Annotated in this window: 13 protein-coding genes; 3 read left to right on the top strand and 10 right to left on the bottom strand. The window is 29.6% G+C overall.

Features of this window, described 5'->3' with window-relative positions; translation table 11 throughout:
* The first annotated feature begins 52 nt into the window (after positions 1–52).
* The 3 genes from Q0662_RS10180 (at position 53) to Q0662_RS10170 (ending at position 6,641) form a co-directional block, all read left to right on the top strand.
* Entirely contained in the window at positions 53–3,490 is a 3,438-nt protein-coding gene (locus tag Q0662_RS10180; protein ID WP_298949387.1) for an Ig-like domain-containing protein, read from the top strand.
* A gap of 272 nt (positions 3,491–3,762) precedes the next feature.
* Entirely contained in the window at positions 3,763–5,733 is a 1,971-nt protein-coding gene (locus Q0662_RS10175) for a zinc-ribbon domain-containing protein (RefSeq protein ID WP_298949385.1), read from the top strand.
* Positions 5,730–6,641, top strand: coding sequence for a hypothetical protein (locus tag Q0662_RS10170; protein WP_298949383.1), 912 nt, complete (start codon positions 5,730–5,732; stop codon positions 6,639–6,641). The genes Q0662_RS10175 and Q0662_RS10170 overlap by 4 nt, the downstream gene beginning before the upstream one ends.
* Positions 6,642–6,643: 2 nt before the next feature.
* Here Q0662_RS10170 and Q0662_RS10165 read toward each other — a convergent pair whose 3' ends face one another.
* From Q0662_RS10165 to Q0662_RS10120, 10 genes are all read right to left on the bottom strand, one after another.
* A complete protein-coding gene (locus tag Q0662_RS10165; protein ID WP_298949381.1) occupies positions 6,644–7,807 on the bottom strand; it encodes a hypothetical protein in 1,164 nt (387 codons plus the stop codon).
* Between the two features lie 50 nt (positions 7,808–7,857).
* Positions 7,858–8,040 (bottom strand): hypothetical protein, encoded by a 183-nt coding sequence (locus Q0662_RS10160; protein WP_298949379.1) that lies wholly within the window; start codon positions 8,038–8,040, stop codon positions 7,858–7,860.
* Between the two features lie 16 nt (positions 8,041–8,056).
* Positions 8,057–8,614, bottom strand: coding sequence for a hypothetical protein (locus Q0662_RS10155; RefSeq protein ID WP_298949377.1), 558 nt, complete (start codon positions 8,612–8,614; stop codon positions 8,057–8,059).
* A gap of 243 nt (positions 8,615–8,857) precedes the next feature.
* A complete protein-coding gene (locus tag Q0662_RS10150; protein ID WP_298949375.1) occupies positions 8,858–11,854 on the bottom strand; it encodes a DEAD/DEAH box helicase family protein in 2,997 nt (998 codons plus the stop codon).
* Positions 11,855–11,859: 5 nt separating this feature from the next.
* A complete protein-coding gene (locus Q0662_RS10145) occupies positions 11,860–12,156 on the bottom strand; it encodes a hypothetical protein (RefSeq protein ID WP_298949373.1) in 297 nt (98 codons plus the stop codon).
* Positions 12,157–12,166: 10 nt separating this feature from the next.
* On the bottom strand, positions 12,167–12,439 hold the full coding sequence (locus tag Q0662_RS10140) for a helix-turn-helix domain-containing protein (RefSeq protein WP_298949371.1): 273 nt from the start codon (positions 12,437–12,439) through the stop codon (positions 12,167–12,169).
* Positions 12,440–12,821: 382 nt separating this feature from the next.
* Complete coding sequence (locus Q0662_RS10135) at positions 12,822–14,141, bottom strand: phage integrase SAM-like domain-containing protein (RefSeq protein ID WP_298949369.1); 1,320 nt, start codon at positions 14,139–14,141, stop codon at positions 12,822–12,824.
* Between the two features lie 390 nt (positions 14,142–14,531).
* The gene (locus tag Q0662_RS10130; protein ID WP_298949367.1) at positions 14,532–16,439 is read right to left on the bottom strand and encodes an OmpA family protein; all 1,908 of its coding nucleotides are present in this window, start codon (positions 16,437–16,439) and stop codon (positions 14,532–14,534) included.
* Between the two features lie 11 nt (positions 16,440–16,450).
* Positions 16,451–17,371, bottom strand: a complete 921-nt coding sequence (locus tag Q0662_RS10125; protein WP_298949366.1) for a type IX secretion system membrane protein PorP/SprF — start codon at positions 17,369–17,371, stop codon at positions 16,451–16,453.
* A 46-nt stretch (positions 17,372–17,417) separates the two neighbouring features.
* On the bottom strand, positions 17,418–18,231 hold an 814-nt coding region (locus Q0662_RS10120), incomplete at its 5' end, for a gliding motility-associated C-terminal domain-containing protein (protein WP_298949364.1).

Below are 18,231 nucleotides of genomic sequence, written 5' to 3'. Positions count from 1 at the left end.
ACTTATAATTATCATCAAATGAAAATTAAATTTTTTATACATTTGTATTACTATGAAAAATTCTATTACGATTATTATTCTTGTACTAATTTCAACTATTAACACCAATCTATATTCACAACACGGTATTAGTTGGGAAATCAATTCAGGAATCGAAAACAAATTTTCTAACCCCACTGGCCTCATAGAAGCAAACGATCAATTAATATCGCTTGAGAATTTATATGGTGATAATTTTAATCAAATAGAATTAAAAGTCTTTAGTAAATCTGATGGAAATCTTTTATTTACTAAAATACTATCATCTGCATATGATGATTATTATAGTATTGTAGATGGGGTTAAAATTGAAGGGAAAACAGGATATTTTTTTACTATAATTAAATCAGCGTATAATTACAATACAAATCAATCTGAATATACATCTTATATCTATCATCTTGATTCAAAAGGACTTGAACTTTTAAAAACACTTAACAATACAAGAATTAATTCCTTAGAGTCTAATTCTGGTGACTTATATTTAATTGATACAACTAATTTAAATATTATTAACTTAGATATAAATGATTTTTCAATTCAACAAACAGTTCCTCTTTCATTCAATAATAGTGATTTTATAAGCCCTCAGATTTTTAAAATTAACGAGAATGATTTTCTTCTAAAAGGAGTTATTAGATCAGAAAGTAATAATTGGGATTGGGACGTATTCTTATCGAAATTTAACTTATTAAGTGGTCAAACAATTTGGGAAAAAGTTATTGATGGCAATAGAAGAGATATAATAAACTCAGTAACCTCTATTAATAATGAAATTTATTTATGTGGAAAATCTGAATCATATGACGGTATTTTTGCAGAACTATATGGTGATGGTGTTGAATGGGGAGTTGAACCTATAAAATCAAATTGGGTTTTAAAATTAAATGCTTCTGGAGAGATTGTTTGGAATAAAGTCTTTAATCCGAGTTATTCGTCACAAAAAGGACAGTTTTTTGATATTTATAAAGATGATACATTTATAATAGTTAGTGGAAGTTCTTATAATACATATGATTTTCACGAGAATTTTAAAAATCACTACAACGAAGATGTTTTTAGTGTGAAGTTGGATTTAAATGGAAACATTATCTGGGAAAAAACTTATGGCGGTTTTAATAATCAAGTTTTTAATTCAATAGGATTTTCAAACGATCAAATTATTTATACAACAAATTTAGTTAGATGGAATTTTTTAGGAGTTGGAGGAGGTTTCTCAAGTCAAGGAGATGTAACAGCCGAAACAAATGGTAAGTTTGAGAATCCAAATTCAAATAATAATCAAAACGATATCTGGGTATTTGCGACTAATCTCGATGGAGAAATACAATGGAATCAATTTTATGGAGGTGAAAATTATGACAGGGTGTCATTTTCAATATATAATTCCGATGTAATTTACAACCTTGCCAGCACAAAATCTATGGGTTATGATGTTGGTGAACTTATTGGGTTAGAAGATAGTTGGTTGTTCAAATTAGAAGTCAATGAAACTCCCGTTGCTGTAGAAGACAATTATTCGTTACCAGAAGATTCCAGTTTAGTAAGTATTAATTTAATTAATAATGACACTGATGCTGAAAATGACACCCTTTTCCTTAAATCTTTTAACTATTCAGGATCTGGAACAGCTTCTATTAATTCTGATGGTTTGTCAATTGATTATACCCCTGAACTTAATTACAACGGTATAGAAACAATAAATTATACAGTTTCTGACGGAAACACGTCAGATTCATCAGGTGTTTTAACTATTGAGGTTACTCCTGTAAATGATCCTCCTGAATCTAATGATGATTTAATAGAAGTAAATGAAGGTGGTGTAATTTCAATTTTACAAAATAATGAATCGACTCTTCTTCATAATGACATTGACATTGATGAAGATTCTTTAACAACTATTGTAGAACAAAATCCGTCTCACGGATTATTAGAATTAAAATCAGATGGTTCATTTACCTATGAACACGATGGCTCAGAAACAACCTCCGATTATTTCACATATAAATCAAATGATGGAATTTTAGATAGCAATATTTCCACTGTGTCTATTATTATAAACCCAGTCAACGACAATTCACCAACAGATATTAATTTAACTATAAATTCAGTAGAGGAAAATAAATCTAATGTAGTAGTTGGGGAACTTTATACTTCAGATATTGATTTGCCAACTGACAGTCATACATTTGAATTAATAAGTGGCTCAGGTGATAGTGACAATGAAAAGTTTTCAATATCTGGCACTAATCTTATTTTATTAACTAATTTAGATTATGAAACAGAGCCAAATCTTTCAATAAGGATAAAAGTAGTAGATCAAAACAATAATTCTTACGAAAAATCTTTAGTTATTAGTGTTACTGATATCAATGACATAAATATAACTTCAGAGGTTACAGACTCTTATTGTTCTGATAATTATGGAACTGGCTTTGTTACCATAATTAGTATTAATGATGTTTCAGGGGATAGCACATTTAGCTGGACATCTGCAAATGGTGGGATTATCCCATCAGGTCAAGAAAACAATCAAAATTTAACAAATTTAGTTGCTGGAACTTATATATTGAGTTTAACCAATGGTAATTTTAATTTTACACAAGAATTTGAGGTCGGAGTAATTGCTCAATACACCGATTTTAGTTTATGTTATGTTTCAAGTGATGAAGTTAAAACTTCAAACAATAGAATATTTCTTAACACATTTGGGAGTTATAATGTTGATTATTATGAAGTTTTAAGAGAGACTAATATTGCAAATTCCTATGAATCAATAGGAACTATTTCACCTTCAGAAAACTCTTTTTTAGATGAATCTTCAAACAATATGTCACAATCTTACTCATATAAAGTGAGATTAATGGATAATTGTGGTTCATATTCATCAAATTCAGATAGTCATAAAACTATTTTACTTCAAAGTAGTATTTCAGTAAATAATTCAGTTAATCTTAATTGGTCTGATTACGAAGGGAAAAATTATCAATCTTATGATATTTATAGAAATAAAAATGATGAAGGATTTGAGTTAATAGGTTCGGTTTCATCTAACAACAATTCTTATAATGATTCATCAGCAGACGTAACTCAAAACAATTACGAGTACTACATATCAATAACTGTTGAAAATTGTTTAACAAGTTCAAAAGGAAAAAACTCAACACTAATAAAATCAAATTTACAAAATGTAGGAACAAGTCTTTCATTAGATACGTTCATTTCAAATGATGAGATATCAGTTTATCCTAACCCATCAAAAAATAAAATTAATATAAAGTTAAAAGGTGATTTAGAAATAATAAAAAGTGAAATATATAATAATTTAGGACAAAAAATTCTCATTACAAAAGAGTTAAGTTTCCCTGTAAACTCATTTGCATCATCAACTTACCATATTAAAATATATACTTCAAAAGGGGTAACTGTAAGGCGTTTTATAAAAGAATAAAGTTTTTTAGTCTTCATTTCGTGCATTTCCCACTTCGTTTAATAATCTTGAAGACAAACGATCATCATCTACTTTGTATTTCTGTTCGTTGAACTGCTCTTTTATGAAAAGTGACTAACTTGCAAACCCTCCTAAAAAGTTACTATCAAACCAATCGGAAGCAGGAAATATAATATTATTCTCTAATTTCATAAATGCTACATTAATGTAACTTTTTTAAATATATAAATTATATTTTAATATAACTTGATATTGATTTATATTTAACGAATATGCACAAAGACAAAAAATCACTTGCTGAAACTCATCCTGAACTTGCCAAACAATGGCATCCCACAAAGAATGGTGATTTATCGCCAAATGATGTCAAGAGTGGTAGTCATAAAAAAGTTTGGTGGAAGTGCGATAAAGGTGATGATCACGAGTGGGAAAGTAAAATTGCTAATAGGGTTTATAATCAACAGGGGTGTTCTGTTTGTTCAGGTCGAACCGTCGTAAAATCTAACTGTTTAAATACTACAGGTCCTGAAATTGCAAAGCAATGGCATCCTTCAAAAAACGGTGATTTAACTCCCTATGATGTAACAGCAGGTTCAGGTAAAAGAGTATGGTGGAAGTGCAATAAAGGTGATGATCACGAATGGGAAAGTAAAATTGCTAATCGAACAGTAAATGAACAAGGTTGTCCGTTTTGTTCAGGTAATTCTGTTTCAAAAACAAACTCATTAGAAACTCGTTTAACAAGTCAATTGAAAAAAGAATGGCACCCAACCAAAAACATTAATGTTACACCTCAAAATTTAACATACGGAAGTAATAAAGAAGTGTGGTGGAAATGTGGAAAGAATGAAATGCACGATTATCAAATGTCACCCAAATCTAAATTACGTGGAAGAGGATGTCCATTTTGTACAGGACACAAGGTTCATAAAACAACATCACTTAAATATAAATATCCAACAGTTGCAAAACAATGGCATCCAACAAAAAATGGTAAATTGACTGCTGATAATGTATCTGTAGGTAGCAATAAAATGGTTTGGTGGAAATGCGACAAAGGAGATGATCACGAATGGGAAGCAGCCGTTGCCACCGTAGTCAGAGGAGTTGGTTGTTCTGTTTGCGCAGGTTACACCGTCGTAAAATCTAACTGTTTAAATACTACAGGTCCTGAAATTGCAAAGCAATGGCATCCTTCAAAAAACGGTGATTTAACTCCCTTTGATGTAACAGCAGGTTCAAACAAAAAAGTATGGTGGAAGTGCGATAAAGGTGATGATCACGAATGGAGAGCAAACATTAACAATAGAGTTAAACAAAAAACCTGCCCAATTTGTATTAACCAAAAAACTGTAATTTCTAATTGTTTACAAACGACACATCCTAAAATTGCTAAACAATGGCATCCTTCAAAAAACGGTGATTTAACTCCCTATGATGTAACAGCAGGTTCAGGTAAAAGAGTATGGTGGAAGTGCAATAAAGGTGATGACCACGAGTGGAAAGCATCAGTTGGTGAAAGGAGTAGTGGAAACGGATGTCCTGTCTGTAGTAACCAAAAAACTGTAATTTCTAATTGTTTACAAACGACACATCCTAAAATTGCTAATCAATGGCATCCTTCAAAAAATGGTGATTTGACCTCGTTTGATTTAACAGCAGGATCTAATAAAAAAGTATGGTGGAAATGCGACAAAGGAGATGATCACGAGTGGCGCACAAATCCTGTAAGTCGAACATCTAATAAAACAAATTGTCCATTTTGCACACTAACACCTCAATCTAAACAAGAACTTACCATTACATTTGAGTTAATGAAACTCTTTAAAAATATTGATCCAAAAGGATTAAAAACAAAGTTAGAGGGACGATTAAGAGCAATAGATATTTTTATACCAAAACTTAATTTATGTATCGAATTTGATGGTTCTTATTGGCATAAAGACAAGCGAGATATAGATAAGATTAAATCTGAAATGCTTTTAGAAGAAGGGTTTAAATTAATTAGAGTAAGAGAAGAACCGCTAAAAAAGTTATACAATACAGATGTTATAAGTAAGAAACCTTACAATGGTAAACAAGTGACTAACGATATCATTTCAATTATTTTGTCTATATTTGAGTTAGACACCAAATTAGTGTCTAAAATTAAAGCTTATCAATCCAAAGAAGGTTTACAAAACGAAAAAGGATTAGAAAAATACATTGATAAAATACTCACAGAAAAAGCAGAAAAGAAATGAAAAAACTATTATTTGGATTAATACTTTTAATTCTAATTCCATTTACAACAATTGGTCAAAGTAGATCTTCATCAGATGTTTATGTTAAAGGTTATGTGAGAAAGAACGGTACAGTTGTACCTGGACACTATAGATCTGCTCCAAATAATACAAATAGAGATAATTTTTCAACCAAAGGAAATATAAATCCATATACAGGCAAGAAAGGTTATATTAAACGAGATAATAAGTCGTCAAATTATACTTCTTCTCAATATTCAAAAAAAACAAATACAGTTTCCTATAGTGGTATTAATACTAATTTAAAACCAACTTACTCCAATGTATCCTCAAAATCAAATTCCTACAATAAAGAAAAACCTTTTAAAGCAAAAGATAGCATTAAATACAAATATTTTTATGCCTTAGAAAAAAGATGGTTAGGTCTTAAAAAAGAATTAACATTTCCTTATTTTTCAGGAGTAGGTTTTAGTAGGAATGACATTACAATTAATATTGGTATAAAAACAACTGGAGGTGGAATGATAATGGCTAAATCAGGATCTATGGGTGTTCGTTCTGATGATCATAATTTAAGAGGGACATTACTTTTTTATTTAGAAAATGGAGATATCATAAAATGTAAGGATAGAGGATTGTACGATGAAATAAATAACCATAATTATACTTTTTATAATTTAACAAGAGAAGAAATTCATAAACTTGAAATTTATAATATTGATGCTGTTGAATTTAATGTATACTATAAATACGATAGACAGGAACCAGGTAACTACAATAAATTAAAGAAGTATGTGCTTCAATATGCTCCTGCTGATTCTACTCAACCAAAACCAACTGAGCTAACAAAATATTATATAAAACAACTATTTGAACCGTTTTGGTCAAAAAAAGCAGAAAAGAAATAATGTTAAATATCTTTCTCTATTTCCTGAATGATTTTATCTAAATCATATCCTTTCCTAACTTCAATTAAATTAACGTTATTTTCAAGGCATTTTTTCTTTTTTAGTTTATCTCTTTTCAAACCCTTTTCAAAAGCTTCGACTCCACCAAAAAACTCAACTGGCTTATCGTGTTGCTGCCCTTGATATTCAATTGCAATATTTAACATTGGTATCCAAATATCTAAATGTTGCCTTCCTAACCAAGTTGGTCTCCCGTGTTGAATAACTTCTATATTTGGAAATGCACTCTTAATTTTATAATATAATTCTGTTTCTCCAATCCAAGATTCTCCTATCTTTTTTGCTCCAATACTTATTCTGTATTTGTTTTCAGCATCTCTCAATAACCTTGAAGATTCCTCTCTAATAGATCTAAAAACAAGTTCGGCAGACGCTCTTCCATCCTTTAAAACATTACTTGACTGATTGTTTATTATCCACTCCCAAAGTTTTTGAGCTTTATTATTGTGTTGAAAATATTTTTCATAACTTTCATAAGGTAATGATTTGAATTTAAGATTACTTTTAAACTCATAATTAGAATAAAATTGTTCGAAATAACTGATATCTGTTGAGTTTTTAAACATTAAATCTAATGTCAAAAAAACTTCACTTTTATTCCTTTTTCCAAACGCAGTTAGTTGATTTCCTTTTTCAGCTAATTTATGTAAATGGTAACCTCCTAATATTCCTCTATTTAACAATACCTCAAAGTAAATTAACCTGTTTATTGCACTGTCTCTATAAGTAAACTCTCTTTCCCATCCTTCCCATTCTTCCTCTTGAAGCACAACCCATTCTTCAAATGCTTCTTGCTTTTTATTAAGCTTAATTAAATAATCACAAAATTTTTCATAAATACTCCATCTATAATGTACACTATAACTTTCTTTAAAAAATTTATAATCCTTAAATAATTCTTCAAAATTATTAGTCGTTTCAAACTTTTCAATGATTTTATTATAAAGGCTTTCTATATATTTTTCGTAATTATAATCTTGAGTTTTAGTTTCAAATAATAATTCTATTGGATCTGCTTTAAAAAATTGATCGACAAAAAGTTTGTTAAAATCAATTGTTGCAAAATGAGCTTTAATATATTTTGGGATTAGATACTTATATTTCATAAAAAACTAATTTAAAAAAAAATGATGTATAAATTCCATTTATGAAAAAATTAAGTTAAATCCCAATCCAAAGGTTCATTAGTTGTATGTGACACACTTGTTACTTTGGGTAATACATAAGGCATTAACTTAATAACCAACTCAACTCCATCTTTTGGGTTTAAAGTCTCTAAATACTTTTGGATTTGTACTAATTCTTGATATAATATATCTTTAAGAACAGACTTCAACATTAAAATGCCTCCTGTTTTAATATACACAAGTTAGGCTATTAATTTTTTGCATCAATCTTAAATATCTCTTTGTTGGTTTTCCTTTGTAATGCGTTTTAAAATGTTTGCTATATAATTCAGCATATAATTTTTCACTATCAAAGTAAGGCCCGTAAATCTGCTCAATCCAACGCCCTCTTTTACTTTGGGTTTGCTTTGCGTACATTCCTGTTTTTGATGCGGTTCTATGTTGAAATATACCATTAATCAAATGTAGCTTTCTACATCTTTTACCTGTAAATCTGCATTGAAAATATAAAACCCTACCCTCATTTAAATTTGATTTTACAGAAACTAAATAAACTTTATAATTATAACTTTCATTATTACAAGTGTAGTCAAACTCTACATAATTTTTAATTTGAGTTCTTTTAACTTTTATACTTATACTACCTGAATTTTCGCCTAAACTTGTCCAGTTTATAGTACCACTTATAATTCTATTGTGTTTTAAGTATCCCATTTTTTTAAGGTCTGTTAATGATAAGCTTTTGTTTTCATCAAATAAATACGGGAATGTGTAATGTTTTGGCATTGTTTTGTGTGAAACCTAAATCTTTAGGGAACTTGTAGTTTTATAAATACTTTTTGTAACTTTATATTGATAATATTTAACTATATTATTGAACTTTGAACTGTTGTAAAGGTTGCCTTTTGGTAGCCTTTTTTTTAGTGTAACTTTTTTGTTTTTTCACAAAATTTAGCACCCTTAAAATTTTGTAGTAAATTTCTTTGTAATCCTTTATTTATATGGATTAACAGATTCTAACATCTTTTTTTATTCCTTATAATAACAAAGATGTTTTACGGTTTGTTTTCGTGCCCATTCTAACAAGTCAATAAGGTTGTAATAACTTGGCTTTTTACTATTGCATCTTAATTTATTCCAAACTTTAAATAAATTATTTTTATTGATAGTTTTTAGCTTTTTAGCTTCATTTACAAACGTTAAAAGCTTGGTCTTATTTATTTCATCTGTTTTTGTTTTCGGGTTGATTATAGTATCTATATTTTGAAATAGTTTAATTTTTCGGTTTACGGTTCTTACATCAATAGGTTTTAACTTTGTTGTATCAATTAAAACACTATCTACATTTTTAACGCCCAAATACTCTAAACGTTCGCTATTAAATTGCAAGTCTTCAAAACTTTTTAAATTGTCGCTTACTAAATTGTAAATTTCATCTATGGGATTTAAACCTATGTAATTGATTGATTTTTTTAATGCTAAATTATTTGATATGATATACAAAGCATTTAAAACCTCATCTTTATTATTGAGCCAATTTGTAGCAATTAATATTTTATTTTGTTCGCTTTTATCTTTGCTTTCTGAAATATCAGATTCGATACGAATGTGTTTTTTGTCTTCTATGATATTGATATTGTAATTGAGTTCTAAAAAAAGGATGTATTCCTGTTTTGTAATCATACCAAAAAAGGTTTTTGACACATCATAAGCGAGGGCATAATCATTTACAAAACTGTTTTCGTAATACAAATATTTAGTACTGGCAATATCTTTTTTATCAGTATCGTTTACGTTTATATTTTCAGATTCAGCAATAAGATTCTTTTTCTTTTCCTTAAAATCATAAATTGGATTCCAACTTTTTAAAGTTTGGTCTTTAGTTTCTTTATAATAAAAATAGTTTTTGCGGTTCGGGTCTTCATTTCTAAAACGTGCAAAGAATTGTTTAACAGATTCGGGCATTGGTTTGTATTCTGTTTCTATAAAAATAACATCTGTAAAACCACTTTGTTTTATACTTAAACCCTCATCAATGATAGCGGTTGTAATTACTAATTGTATTGCATCATTAAATTTACTTTGATTTGTAAGTTTTTTAAAGTCTTCACTTTTTTTGATATGATTATCTGCATTTAAAATAAGAATTTCGCTTTTTTTATAACGTTTTAGTTTGGTTAACTCAATTTTTAATGCGGTTGCAATATTTCGGCTGTTTACTCTTATAATACATTTACCTTTTACGCTTTTAAGGTGCTGTAAGGCTATTTTTAAAGGTTGCCTATTGTCTACCCTTAAACATACATCTACTCGCTGTAATTGTTCTTTTTTAACGTTTACCAATTTGTAACCAATTGCCTTAAATAATTGGTTTGTAGTTCCTGTAAGTCCTATAACTTTATAGGTTTTTAAAAGGCTTGTTAAATTCTTTATAGCTTCACGCTTGTAACTATTTGCTACTATTAAATTATGCACCTCATCAATAACAACATAATCAAAAGTATTCGGGTCTTTTAAATGTTTATACCCTTGCTCATAGGTAGCCATAACAATAGGCTTTTTTGATGCTTTTATGTGGTCTTCGGGTGTGCTGTTTGCTGTAAGTGTAACTATGTTTTTAAATTCGGCTTTGGTTTGCTCTACAATTGCGGTTAAAGGTGCTAAAATTAAAAGTCTTTTTTTAGGTCTGTATTTTATGAAGTCCATTAAAAAAGCGGTTGTTTTTCCTGTACCTGTTTCTGCTGTTAAAATGGTTTTATCGTTTTTATCTGAATAGTCTAAAATTGTGTTTAAATGCTCACTTACATAGCTTTTTATAATGAGGGTTTTATCATATTTAATGGTTAACGGTTTTAACTTCAAATAATCATAAAAAATTATCTTTTCATTGTTATTTTGTGCGATTTGGTTCGAAAAATTAACCTTGTCTTTATAGGATGCATTTAATAAATCGAAACACGCTGTAAATATTTGTTTTTGTCGGTCTTCTTTGTGTTCTTTTAAAGCTTTTTCAGCATCTTTAAAGGCTTTTTGTTGAGGTTGTTTCTCTTTATAGCCTTTTGCTTTTAAGTCATTTAAAAAACGTTTATAATCGTTATAATAATAAAGCTTTAAATATAAATCAAAAGGCGTAAATTTATAACGGTTTGAAAAACTCCCACTAAAATTGATAAAAGTATTGTCTTTTACAAAACCAGTATCTTTGCTTGTTGTGGTGGGGTGTTTGTATCTGTTTGCGCCTACTTGACTAAAACCTGTTTGAATAAGTGCGGTTTCTATATTCGTACTACTATTAAATTGCTGTTTTATTGAGCCAAAAACCGCTCTATTATCTGAATAGCGATATTGCTTAACTCCAGTTTTTGAAACCTTTATAATTTCGTTTATATCGTACTCAAAAACATAAGGGTTTTGGTTGATAAATCTTTTTTCTTTTTGCATAGCGAGATATCTAACTTGTCTAAATTTACTTTGAGCATTATCAAACGTTACATTTAATAGCTTTTCTAAATAATTGGTTATTGCCTTACCTATTTTTAAATGCTTGGTTGTTTCATTATTTAAAACCTCAACTAATTGCGGAACGTATAAAATGCCCGAAATTCCTTTTTGACTATTAGAACGCCAAACGATAACCGCAATTTTCAGCAATTGTATAAATACATCTGCATTTTGTTTTGCATCATTTAAACGACTGTTTTCGTTTTCTTTTACATCAATATCAAAAAATAAAAAAGGTACGGATTGATAACAATAAACCCCACTTGTACCACCTTTATACAAACCCTTTAATATTGCAATACTATTGCTTTTTATAGGTTTTGTTTTAATACCATTTAACCGCTCTAATAAAGTGTTTAAAGTATGATGCTTTTTTACGGGTATAACGTTTTTATTCTTTTCAGAATAGTAATTGTTAATCTCACTAAATAGCGGTGCATCTTGCACCATTTTAGAACTATTAAAATGATGCTTAACGCTTACCTTAAAATCAGTTATTGGAACGACTTTTTGTAAGTCGCTCATAACCGTTATTCTTTATTAAAAAGATTTTTATTTGTTGTTAGATACCAAGCTCTATGCCCAGTAATTTTACAAAGTTTCTGTTCTGTTTCTTGAAGTAAACCCGCTTTTTCTAAATTACGCTTTGCTCTACAAATATTTTTTTGTGCGATTCCAGTAGCATAAGAAACCATTGTATTTGTAGCTGTATGCCTTTGTAAATAATTAAATATGGTTTTTTCTTGAGTCTTTAAAGTTGTACTTTTGCTTTGTAATCCTTTCTTAAAAGATTTATTAAAGCTGTTTGATTTGTTAGTCCTCATCATTCAGCTTTTTTTATAATTCAACAATTGCGTTATCAATATCACTTTGACGGTACAAAACACGCCCACCAATACCGACCGCTTTTAAACGACCGCTTTTATTCCATTTGTTAAGTGTTACAAACGAAACGTTGAGCATTCTAGAAACTTCTTTTCTACTTAAATACGTTTTGGGTTGCTTTGGCTCAAAGTGATTCTTTAAGCTTTCTAATTGACTGTTTACGCCCTCAATTATTGCGTTTTGAAGTTGTTCGGGTGTTACCGAAATAAATTGTACTTGACTCATAAATTGTATTATTTATGAGTTCACTTGATGTAAATACTTAAAATTCTATTTTTTTTTAACAAAAGAACATCAATAATTAATTAAAAATATTATTACTTTTGTAATATGGTTAGCGTTTAAATTTTACCGTTCGAAAAGTTAATTTAAATACTGTCAGAATTAAAAGGGTTTATTACTTATGTAGTGAACTCTTTTTGTTTTGTCTAAATTAACTTTAGTTTACTATTTATACAATAAGCTTTTGTAGATGTTATTCACAAATAAGGCAAGTTATCAACCAATTAAAATACTGTAAATCAGTTGATTATGTTTTAAAAACCTGTAAATCAGCACGTTAAAAAACCCTCCAAAAAAGCATATTTTAGGTAAACACTTGTAAAAACTAACCAATTAGATTAGTCTTTTTTACAACTTGAAGTTGAGGTTCTTTTTTTTCTTTTAATGCTTGTAATGTATAAAAATCTGCAATTTGCTGTGCAAAATCTAAACTATCTTTTCCGATATAATTTAAAAGCATTTTTTCTGAACTGTGCGCCGAAATACTCATAATTAAGGGCGTTGGTAGTGTACCGTATAAATTACTGCAGAAAGCTCTCCGGCAAACGTGTGAAGCCATTAATTGCCATTTAGGATATAAACCGCTTACTTTTCTTTTTTCTTTGTTGCCCTTGCCCTTTTCTATAACAGTTATCTTACTACCTTTTATCATTTTGTTAATTCCTGCAAGTTTGCAAATTTCTTTAATATGCTTATTGAATTTTTGCGTTGATATTTTATAAGGTAAACCGCTTTTTATAATTTCTTTAGTTTTTGCAAGTACTGGTATGGTAACATTTTTACCAGTTTTTTGTTGCCTTAACTGTATTACATCTAAATTATTAAGTGTTTTAAAATTGCTTTCATTTAACTGCAAAAGGTCACCCCCTCTTTGCCCTATATTACAGCCTAATAGCAACCATTTACGGGCATTTTGAAGTGATTCGCTTAACAAAATAGTATCTTGTATCTGCTGCAATTCTTTGGGGTTTAAATAGAGTATATTTTCGTTGTTAGGTTTTGTACTTTTTATTTTTTTAAACTGTGGGTTTGTTTCTATTCCGTAGATTTCTGCATCATTGCAAACCGTTTTTAAATCTGCGAGTTTTTTTAATGCTGTACTTTTTTGATACTTTTTTACATTCAACAAATAATTTAAAAAATCCTTACCAAACTTTACATTAATATCTTTAACCTTTAATGTATTTGGGGTTTGATATTCTTTAATGATGTTTAATAATGAGATGTAGCCATTTAATCTACTTTTTGACAAACCTATTCCTTTTTTTGCGTTTTCCCTTGTTGGTGCTTCATCAATAATACTTTGAATTGCATCTGTTAACAATTCGCTTTGTTGTGTTTCTGAAATACGCCCGAAAAATAAATCAATCTTGAATTTTAACCAAGCTGTGTTTATTGTTTCGCCTTTAGTATTGGCATTATTAACCTCATCTAAAATATAGGTTTCTAATTTCTGTAAATCAGATTTTAATTTCTTGTTGTTTGCTGTGGTTGTTTTTGGGAAATTTGAAGCTGTACTCCAGTCTTTAGGTTTAATGTGTAAACCTGTTTTGGTTCTTGGTGTTAAACCTCTTTTTACTGATAATCTTAAATAAATTGGTACGGTTTCACTTTTACTTAAAAGTTGATATTTGATAGTAGCCATAAGTATTGAATTTTGAACAATACGAAATTACAATAATTATTAATTCCGTGCCAACGGTTTGCCAACCATTTATTAACATCAACTTATTTTAGTTTATTTTAGTTAACCCCTTTAAAGCCTTAAATACATTGTATTTATTAAACTTTTCAATGTTTTTGTATATTTTATAAGGCTTTTAAAAAGTGTAAAAACAAGGTGTTTCGATTCCCACCTTGAGTACAAATAAAAACCTCAATCTATTTATAATCAAATAGTTGGGATTTTTTTTTTATAATTTGTAGGGGTATATTTTATCATATAAACAAAATCTACTGTACTTTATAAAAAGTATAAAAAAAAGACCCAAACAATGTGTTTGAGTCTTTATAAATAATAAATAGTGTTGTATTATTATTTGATTAAAAATTCTGTTCTACGGTTTTGATCGTGTTGTTCTTTCGTACATTTGTTTTCTATACAATCATTGATCGGTTTTTTCTCTCCATATCCTAATGATGTCATTCTTTCTGAAGAAATGCCTCTACCTACCAACCATTGTTTTACAGATGCTGCTCTTTGTGCTGATAATCTCTCGTTGTATGCTGCTGGTCCTCGAAGATCTGTGTGACCAATAATATCTATTTTAATTTCTGGATATTGATTCAAGATGGCTACTATCTTTTCTAATTCTATTGCTGCATCTTTTCTAATTGAATGTTTATCAAAATCAAAGTAAATATTCTTTAAATTTAAAATCTCTTGTAAGTCTACCGGTGCTGGTGGTGGTGCCTTTTCTGTAAGATAAATAGTAGTTGTATTGGCTCCTTCAAATTTTATTGAAGAAGCATACGGTTCGTAACCATCATTATTTGCTTCTAACGTATAGCGCTTTAAAGGATCTAAATCCATTAAAGACACTTGGTTGTTAGTTGCTTTTATAGTCCCTAGTAAAGTATTGTTTTCATTAAATAATCTAACCAATGTGGTGCCTAATACATCATTGCCTTTGGTCGATTTGATTATTACCGTTAAATCTTCTATGGCTGGTATAGATAAACCTGAAAATTCATAAATATCATCAGAGCCAACATTGTTTTGCTTTCGGTTAGAAGTCATAAAACCTGTTCCTTCAGCTACTTTATAAATCAATCCAAAATCGTCATAAGCGCTATTTAGCGGCTCACCAAAAGTGTAGATTCTGTTATTCTTACTTTTTAAATCTGTGTAATACAAGTCTAAGCCTCCCTTACCTTTTCTAAAATCTGAAGAAAAAATCAGAACATTATCTGAGGTGATAAATGGAAACGTGTCTCTACCTAACGTATTGATTTGATTTCCTAAATTCTCTGGAGTTCCATAAGTATTCTCTTCAATAGCGACTCTGTATAAATCAGATTCTCCCAAAGTTCCTGGCATGTCTGATGAAAAATATAAGTAATCCTCATTTGGGCTCAAAGCAGGATGTGCACAGTTGTATTGATTGCTGTTAAATGGTAACTCTTCTATATTATTCCAACGCTTTCCATTATAAGTAGCTTTATATATTTTTAACAAAACGTTTTCTAAAGAATCTGTTTTTACTTTACTACCTAATTGATTGTTTCTGGTAAAATACATCGTATTTCCATCTTTTGTAAAAACTGCAGAAGATTCATTATAAAACCTATTGATGCGTCCTTTTAATTTAAAAGATTCTCCTGTAAGGCTATCTGAACTTATATTACTTTGATACAAATTTGTGTAAGATTCATTAGTCCAAATTGATTTTATCGAAGTAATTTTCTTTGTTTCTTTACTACTTGAATAAACAATCTTATCTTCTCCTAAATAAGATACTTTATAGTCTGAATAAGGTGAATTAATTTTAGCATTTTCTAAATCAACAGAAGATACAGAAAGTATTTCTGGACTTAAAAAAATACGATTCTTACCCTTAGCATTTCTCTTCTCTGTAGGATACTTCTCTAATAATTTAGCGTATAATTTATCTGCTTGCTCATGCTTTTTTTCACTACGTAGTACATTGATGTATCTGTAATAGGTAGCTAATGAAACATCCTCTGTTCTTTTAAATAATGAATCGTAGCTTACTTTAGCTAACGCATAGTTAGACTGATTGTAATAAGAATTTCCTAAGTTTTCAAATAATTGCTTAGAGCCATATCCATCATTTACTAATCTTTCATAAAGGTCTACAGCTTTAGCATAAGACATGCTATTGTAGTTTGAATTTGCAATAACTTCTTTTCTTTGCTGGCTATATAAAAGTCCAGTAAAAAATAATAAACAAAAGGTAATATTATAAAAATGTGATTTCATATTTTTTATTTTTAAAAGAATCTTGGAGCTTTTACGTTATAATTTCTAAATAATTCATATCGTAAAAAAACCTCATGAGAACCTGAATTGTAAGTAGATAAATTATTTGTATCAAAATCATACGCATAACCTAAAAACCATTTTTGATTTAATTGAAAACCGCCTAAAAAACTTACTGCAGCATCTACCCTGTAAGATGCTCCTAAAGTAAATTTATCATACATCTGAAAATTTGCGGATACATCTAACTGCAATGGTGCACCTGATACTATTTTAGTTAATACGGCTGGCTTAAATAAAATATTTTCACTTAAGTCAAATATATAACCTGCAGTAAAATGATAGTGCAAACGCTCTTTAGAAACTGAACTCACCGAAGAATTTAAATCCTTATTGATATGTTTGGTCTCTAATAAATTGGGAATAGAAAATCCTAGATAACTTTTGTCTGAATACCAGAAAACACCAAATCCTATATTGGGAGAAATTCGATTGTTAACATTATTTTGTGCTAAAACATCGCCAGGGTTAAATGCATTTAACTTCATAAAGTCTACATTTAACATATGTGCACTTGCACGTAAACCAAAGGCTAACTTATAATCATACGATGTGTTGATCGTATATGACATGTCTAATGATACCAAATTCTCTTCAACTGGCCCTATCGCATCATTGATAAAACTCAAGCCAATTCCTAACTTAGATGAACCAATGGGTGAATGATACGAAAGTGCATTCGTTGTTGGTGCCCCTTCTAAACCTACCCATTGCGAACGTTGGGATAGATAAATACTAGTAGTTCCTCGTGACCCTGCATACGCCGGATTAAAACTCAACGTATTGTACATATAATTACTAAACTGGGCGTCTTGTTGAGCATAACCCAATACAGACGAAACTAGAATAATAAGAGTGAATATTTTTTTCATTTCTTTTTAATTTTACTTATTACTTTTATATTTTTTGTTTAAAAATTTACTTAGTTAAGTATATATAACCTTTACGCTCTTTCGTATCTCCATTTTTCTTATATTTTAAGATATAAAAGTAAGTTCCTGTTGGTAGCGACTCTGATCTTCTTACTGTGCCTCTTCCGTTTGATACACCTTGGAAATATTTCCCCTGCTGACCATATCCTACAACACTATACACCTGTACTCCCCAACGATTAAAAATCTCTATCGTGTTCTCTGGATATAACTCAATGTTACGAATTACAAATACATCATTTTCTCCGTCTCCATTTGGTGTCAATAAATTATAAATTTCTAAGTCATCTTCTATTGAAGCTTCATATTTATTCACCTCTAGATAATCGGCAACACCATCGTTATCTGAATCTATTGGATTAGATGCATCTAAACCAATCTCATCGCCATTACTCAAACCATCGTCATCACAATCTGCAGCTAAATAATCTTGACTTACAGAAAGGGTAATGTTTAAAGGAATCGATGAACAAAAACTAGTAGCATCGGTACCGTCAGATTTCTCTGTTCCATCAATAACTCCATCACCATCCGTATCTGGATTCAATGGATCCGTACCATCTGTTACTTCTTCTGCATTGGTTACGCCGTCACTATCACAGTCTCCACTGTTCCATGCTGCACTTGGTGTTTCTGTTTGGCTTGATTCTACAAAATCACAACTGTCTGTTGAATCTGTATTATCATTATCTTCTATGTCATCTGCAACACCATCGCCATCACTATCGATTCTAATAATGCTAAAAATTGCGTCTGTTTGAATGTCTAAAGTGTAATTATCACCTGCACTTAAGGTCCCT

The sequence above is a fragment of the uncultured Polaribacter sp. genome (assembly GCF_947503855.1).
Taxonomy (GTDB): domain Bacteria; phylum Bacteroidota; class Bacteroidia; order Flavobacteriales; family Flavobacteriaceae; genus Polaribacter.
The sequence above is the reverse complement of the archived record's forward strand: the minus strand, read 5'-3'. Positions and strand labels throughout refer to the sequence as shown.

What these genes read in the sequence shown, in the direction of transcription:
- Q0662_RS10180 (WP_298949387.1), top strand. Translation starts at nt 53, where the DNA reads ATGAAAAATTCTATTACGATTATTATTCTTGTACTAATTTCAACTATT.
- Q0662_RS10175 (WP_298949385.1), top strand. Translation starts at nt 3,763, where the DNA reads ATGCACAAAGACAAAAAATCACTTGCTGAAACTCATCCTGAACTTGCC.
- Q0662_RS10170 (WP_298949383.1), top strand. Translation starts at nt 5,730, where the DNA reads ATGAAAAAACTATTATTTGGATTAATACTTTTAATTCTAATTCCATTT.
- Q0662_RS10165 (WP_298949381.1), bottom strand. Translation starts at nt 7,807, where the DNA reads ATGAAATATAAGTATCTAATCCCAAAATATATTAAAGCTCATTTTGCA.
- Q0662_RS10160 (WP_298949379.1), bottom strand. Translation starts at nt 8,040, where the DNA reads ATGTTGAAGTCTGTTCTTAAAGATATATTATATCAAGAATTAGTACAA.
- Q0662_RS10155 (WP_298949377.1), bottom strand. Translation starts at nt 8,614, where the DNA reads ATGCCAAAACATTACACATTCCCGTATTTATTTGATGAAAACAAAAGC.
- Q0662_RS10150 (WP_298949375.1), bottom strand. Translation starts at nt 11,854, where the DNA reads ATGAGCGACTTACAAAAAGTCGTTCCAATAACTGATTTTAAGGTAAGC.
- Q0662_RS10145 (WP_298949373.1), bottom strand. Translation starts at nt 12,156, where the DNA reads ATGATGAGGACTAACAAATCAAACAGCTTTAATAAATCTTTTAAGAAA.
- Q0662_RS10140 (WP_298949371.1), bottom strand. Translation starts at nt 12,439, where the DNA reads ATGAGTCAAGTACAATTTATTTCGGTAACACCCGAACAACTTCAAAAC.
- Q0662_RS10135 (WP_298949369.1), bottom strand. Translation starts at nt 14,141, where the DNA reads ATGGCTACTATCAAATATCAACTTTTAAGTAAAAGTGAAACCGTACCA.
- Q0662_RS10130 (WP_298949367.1), bottom strand. Translation starts at nt 16,439, where the DNA reads ATGAAATCACATTTTTATAATATTACCTTTTGTTTATTATTTTTTACT.
- Q0662_RS10125 (WP_298949366.1), bottom strand. Translation starts at nt 17,371, where the DNA reads ATGAAAAAAATATTCACTCTTATTATTCTAGTTTCGTCTGTATTGGGT.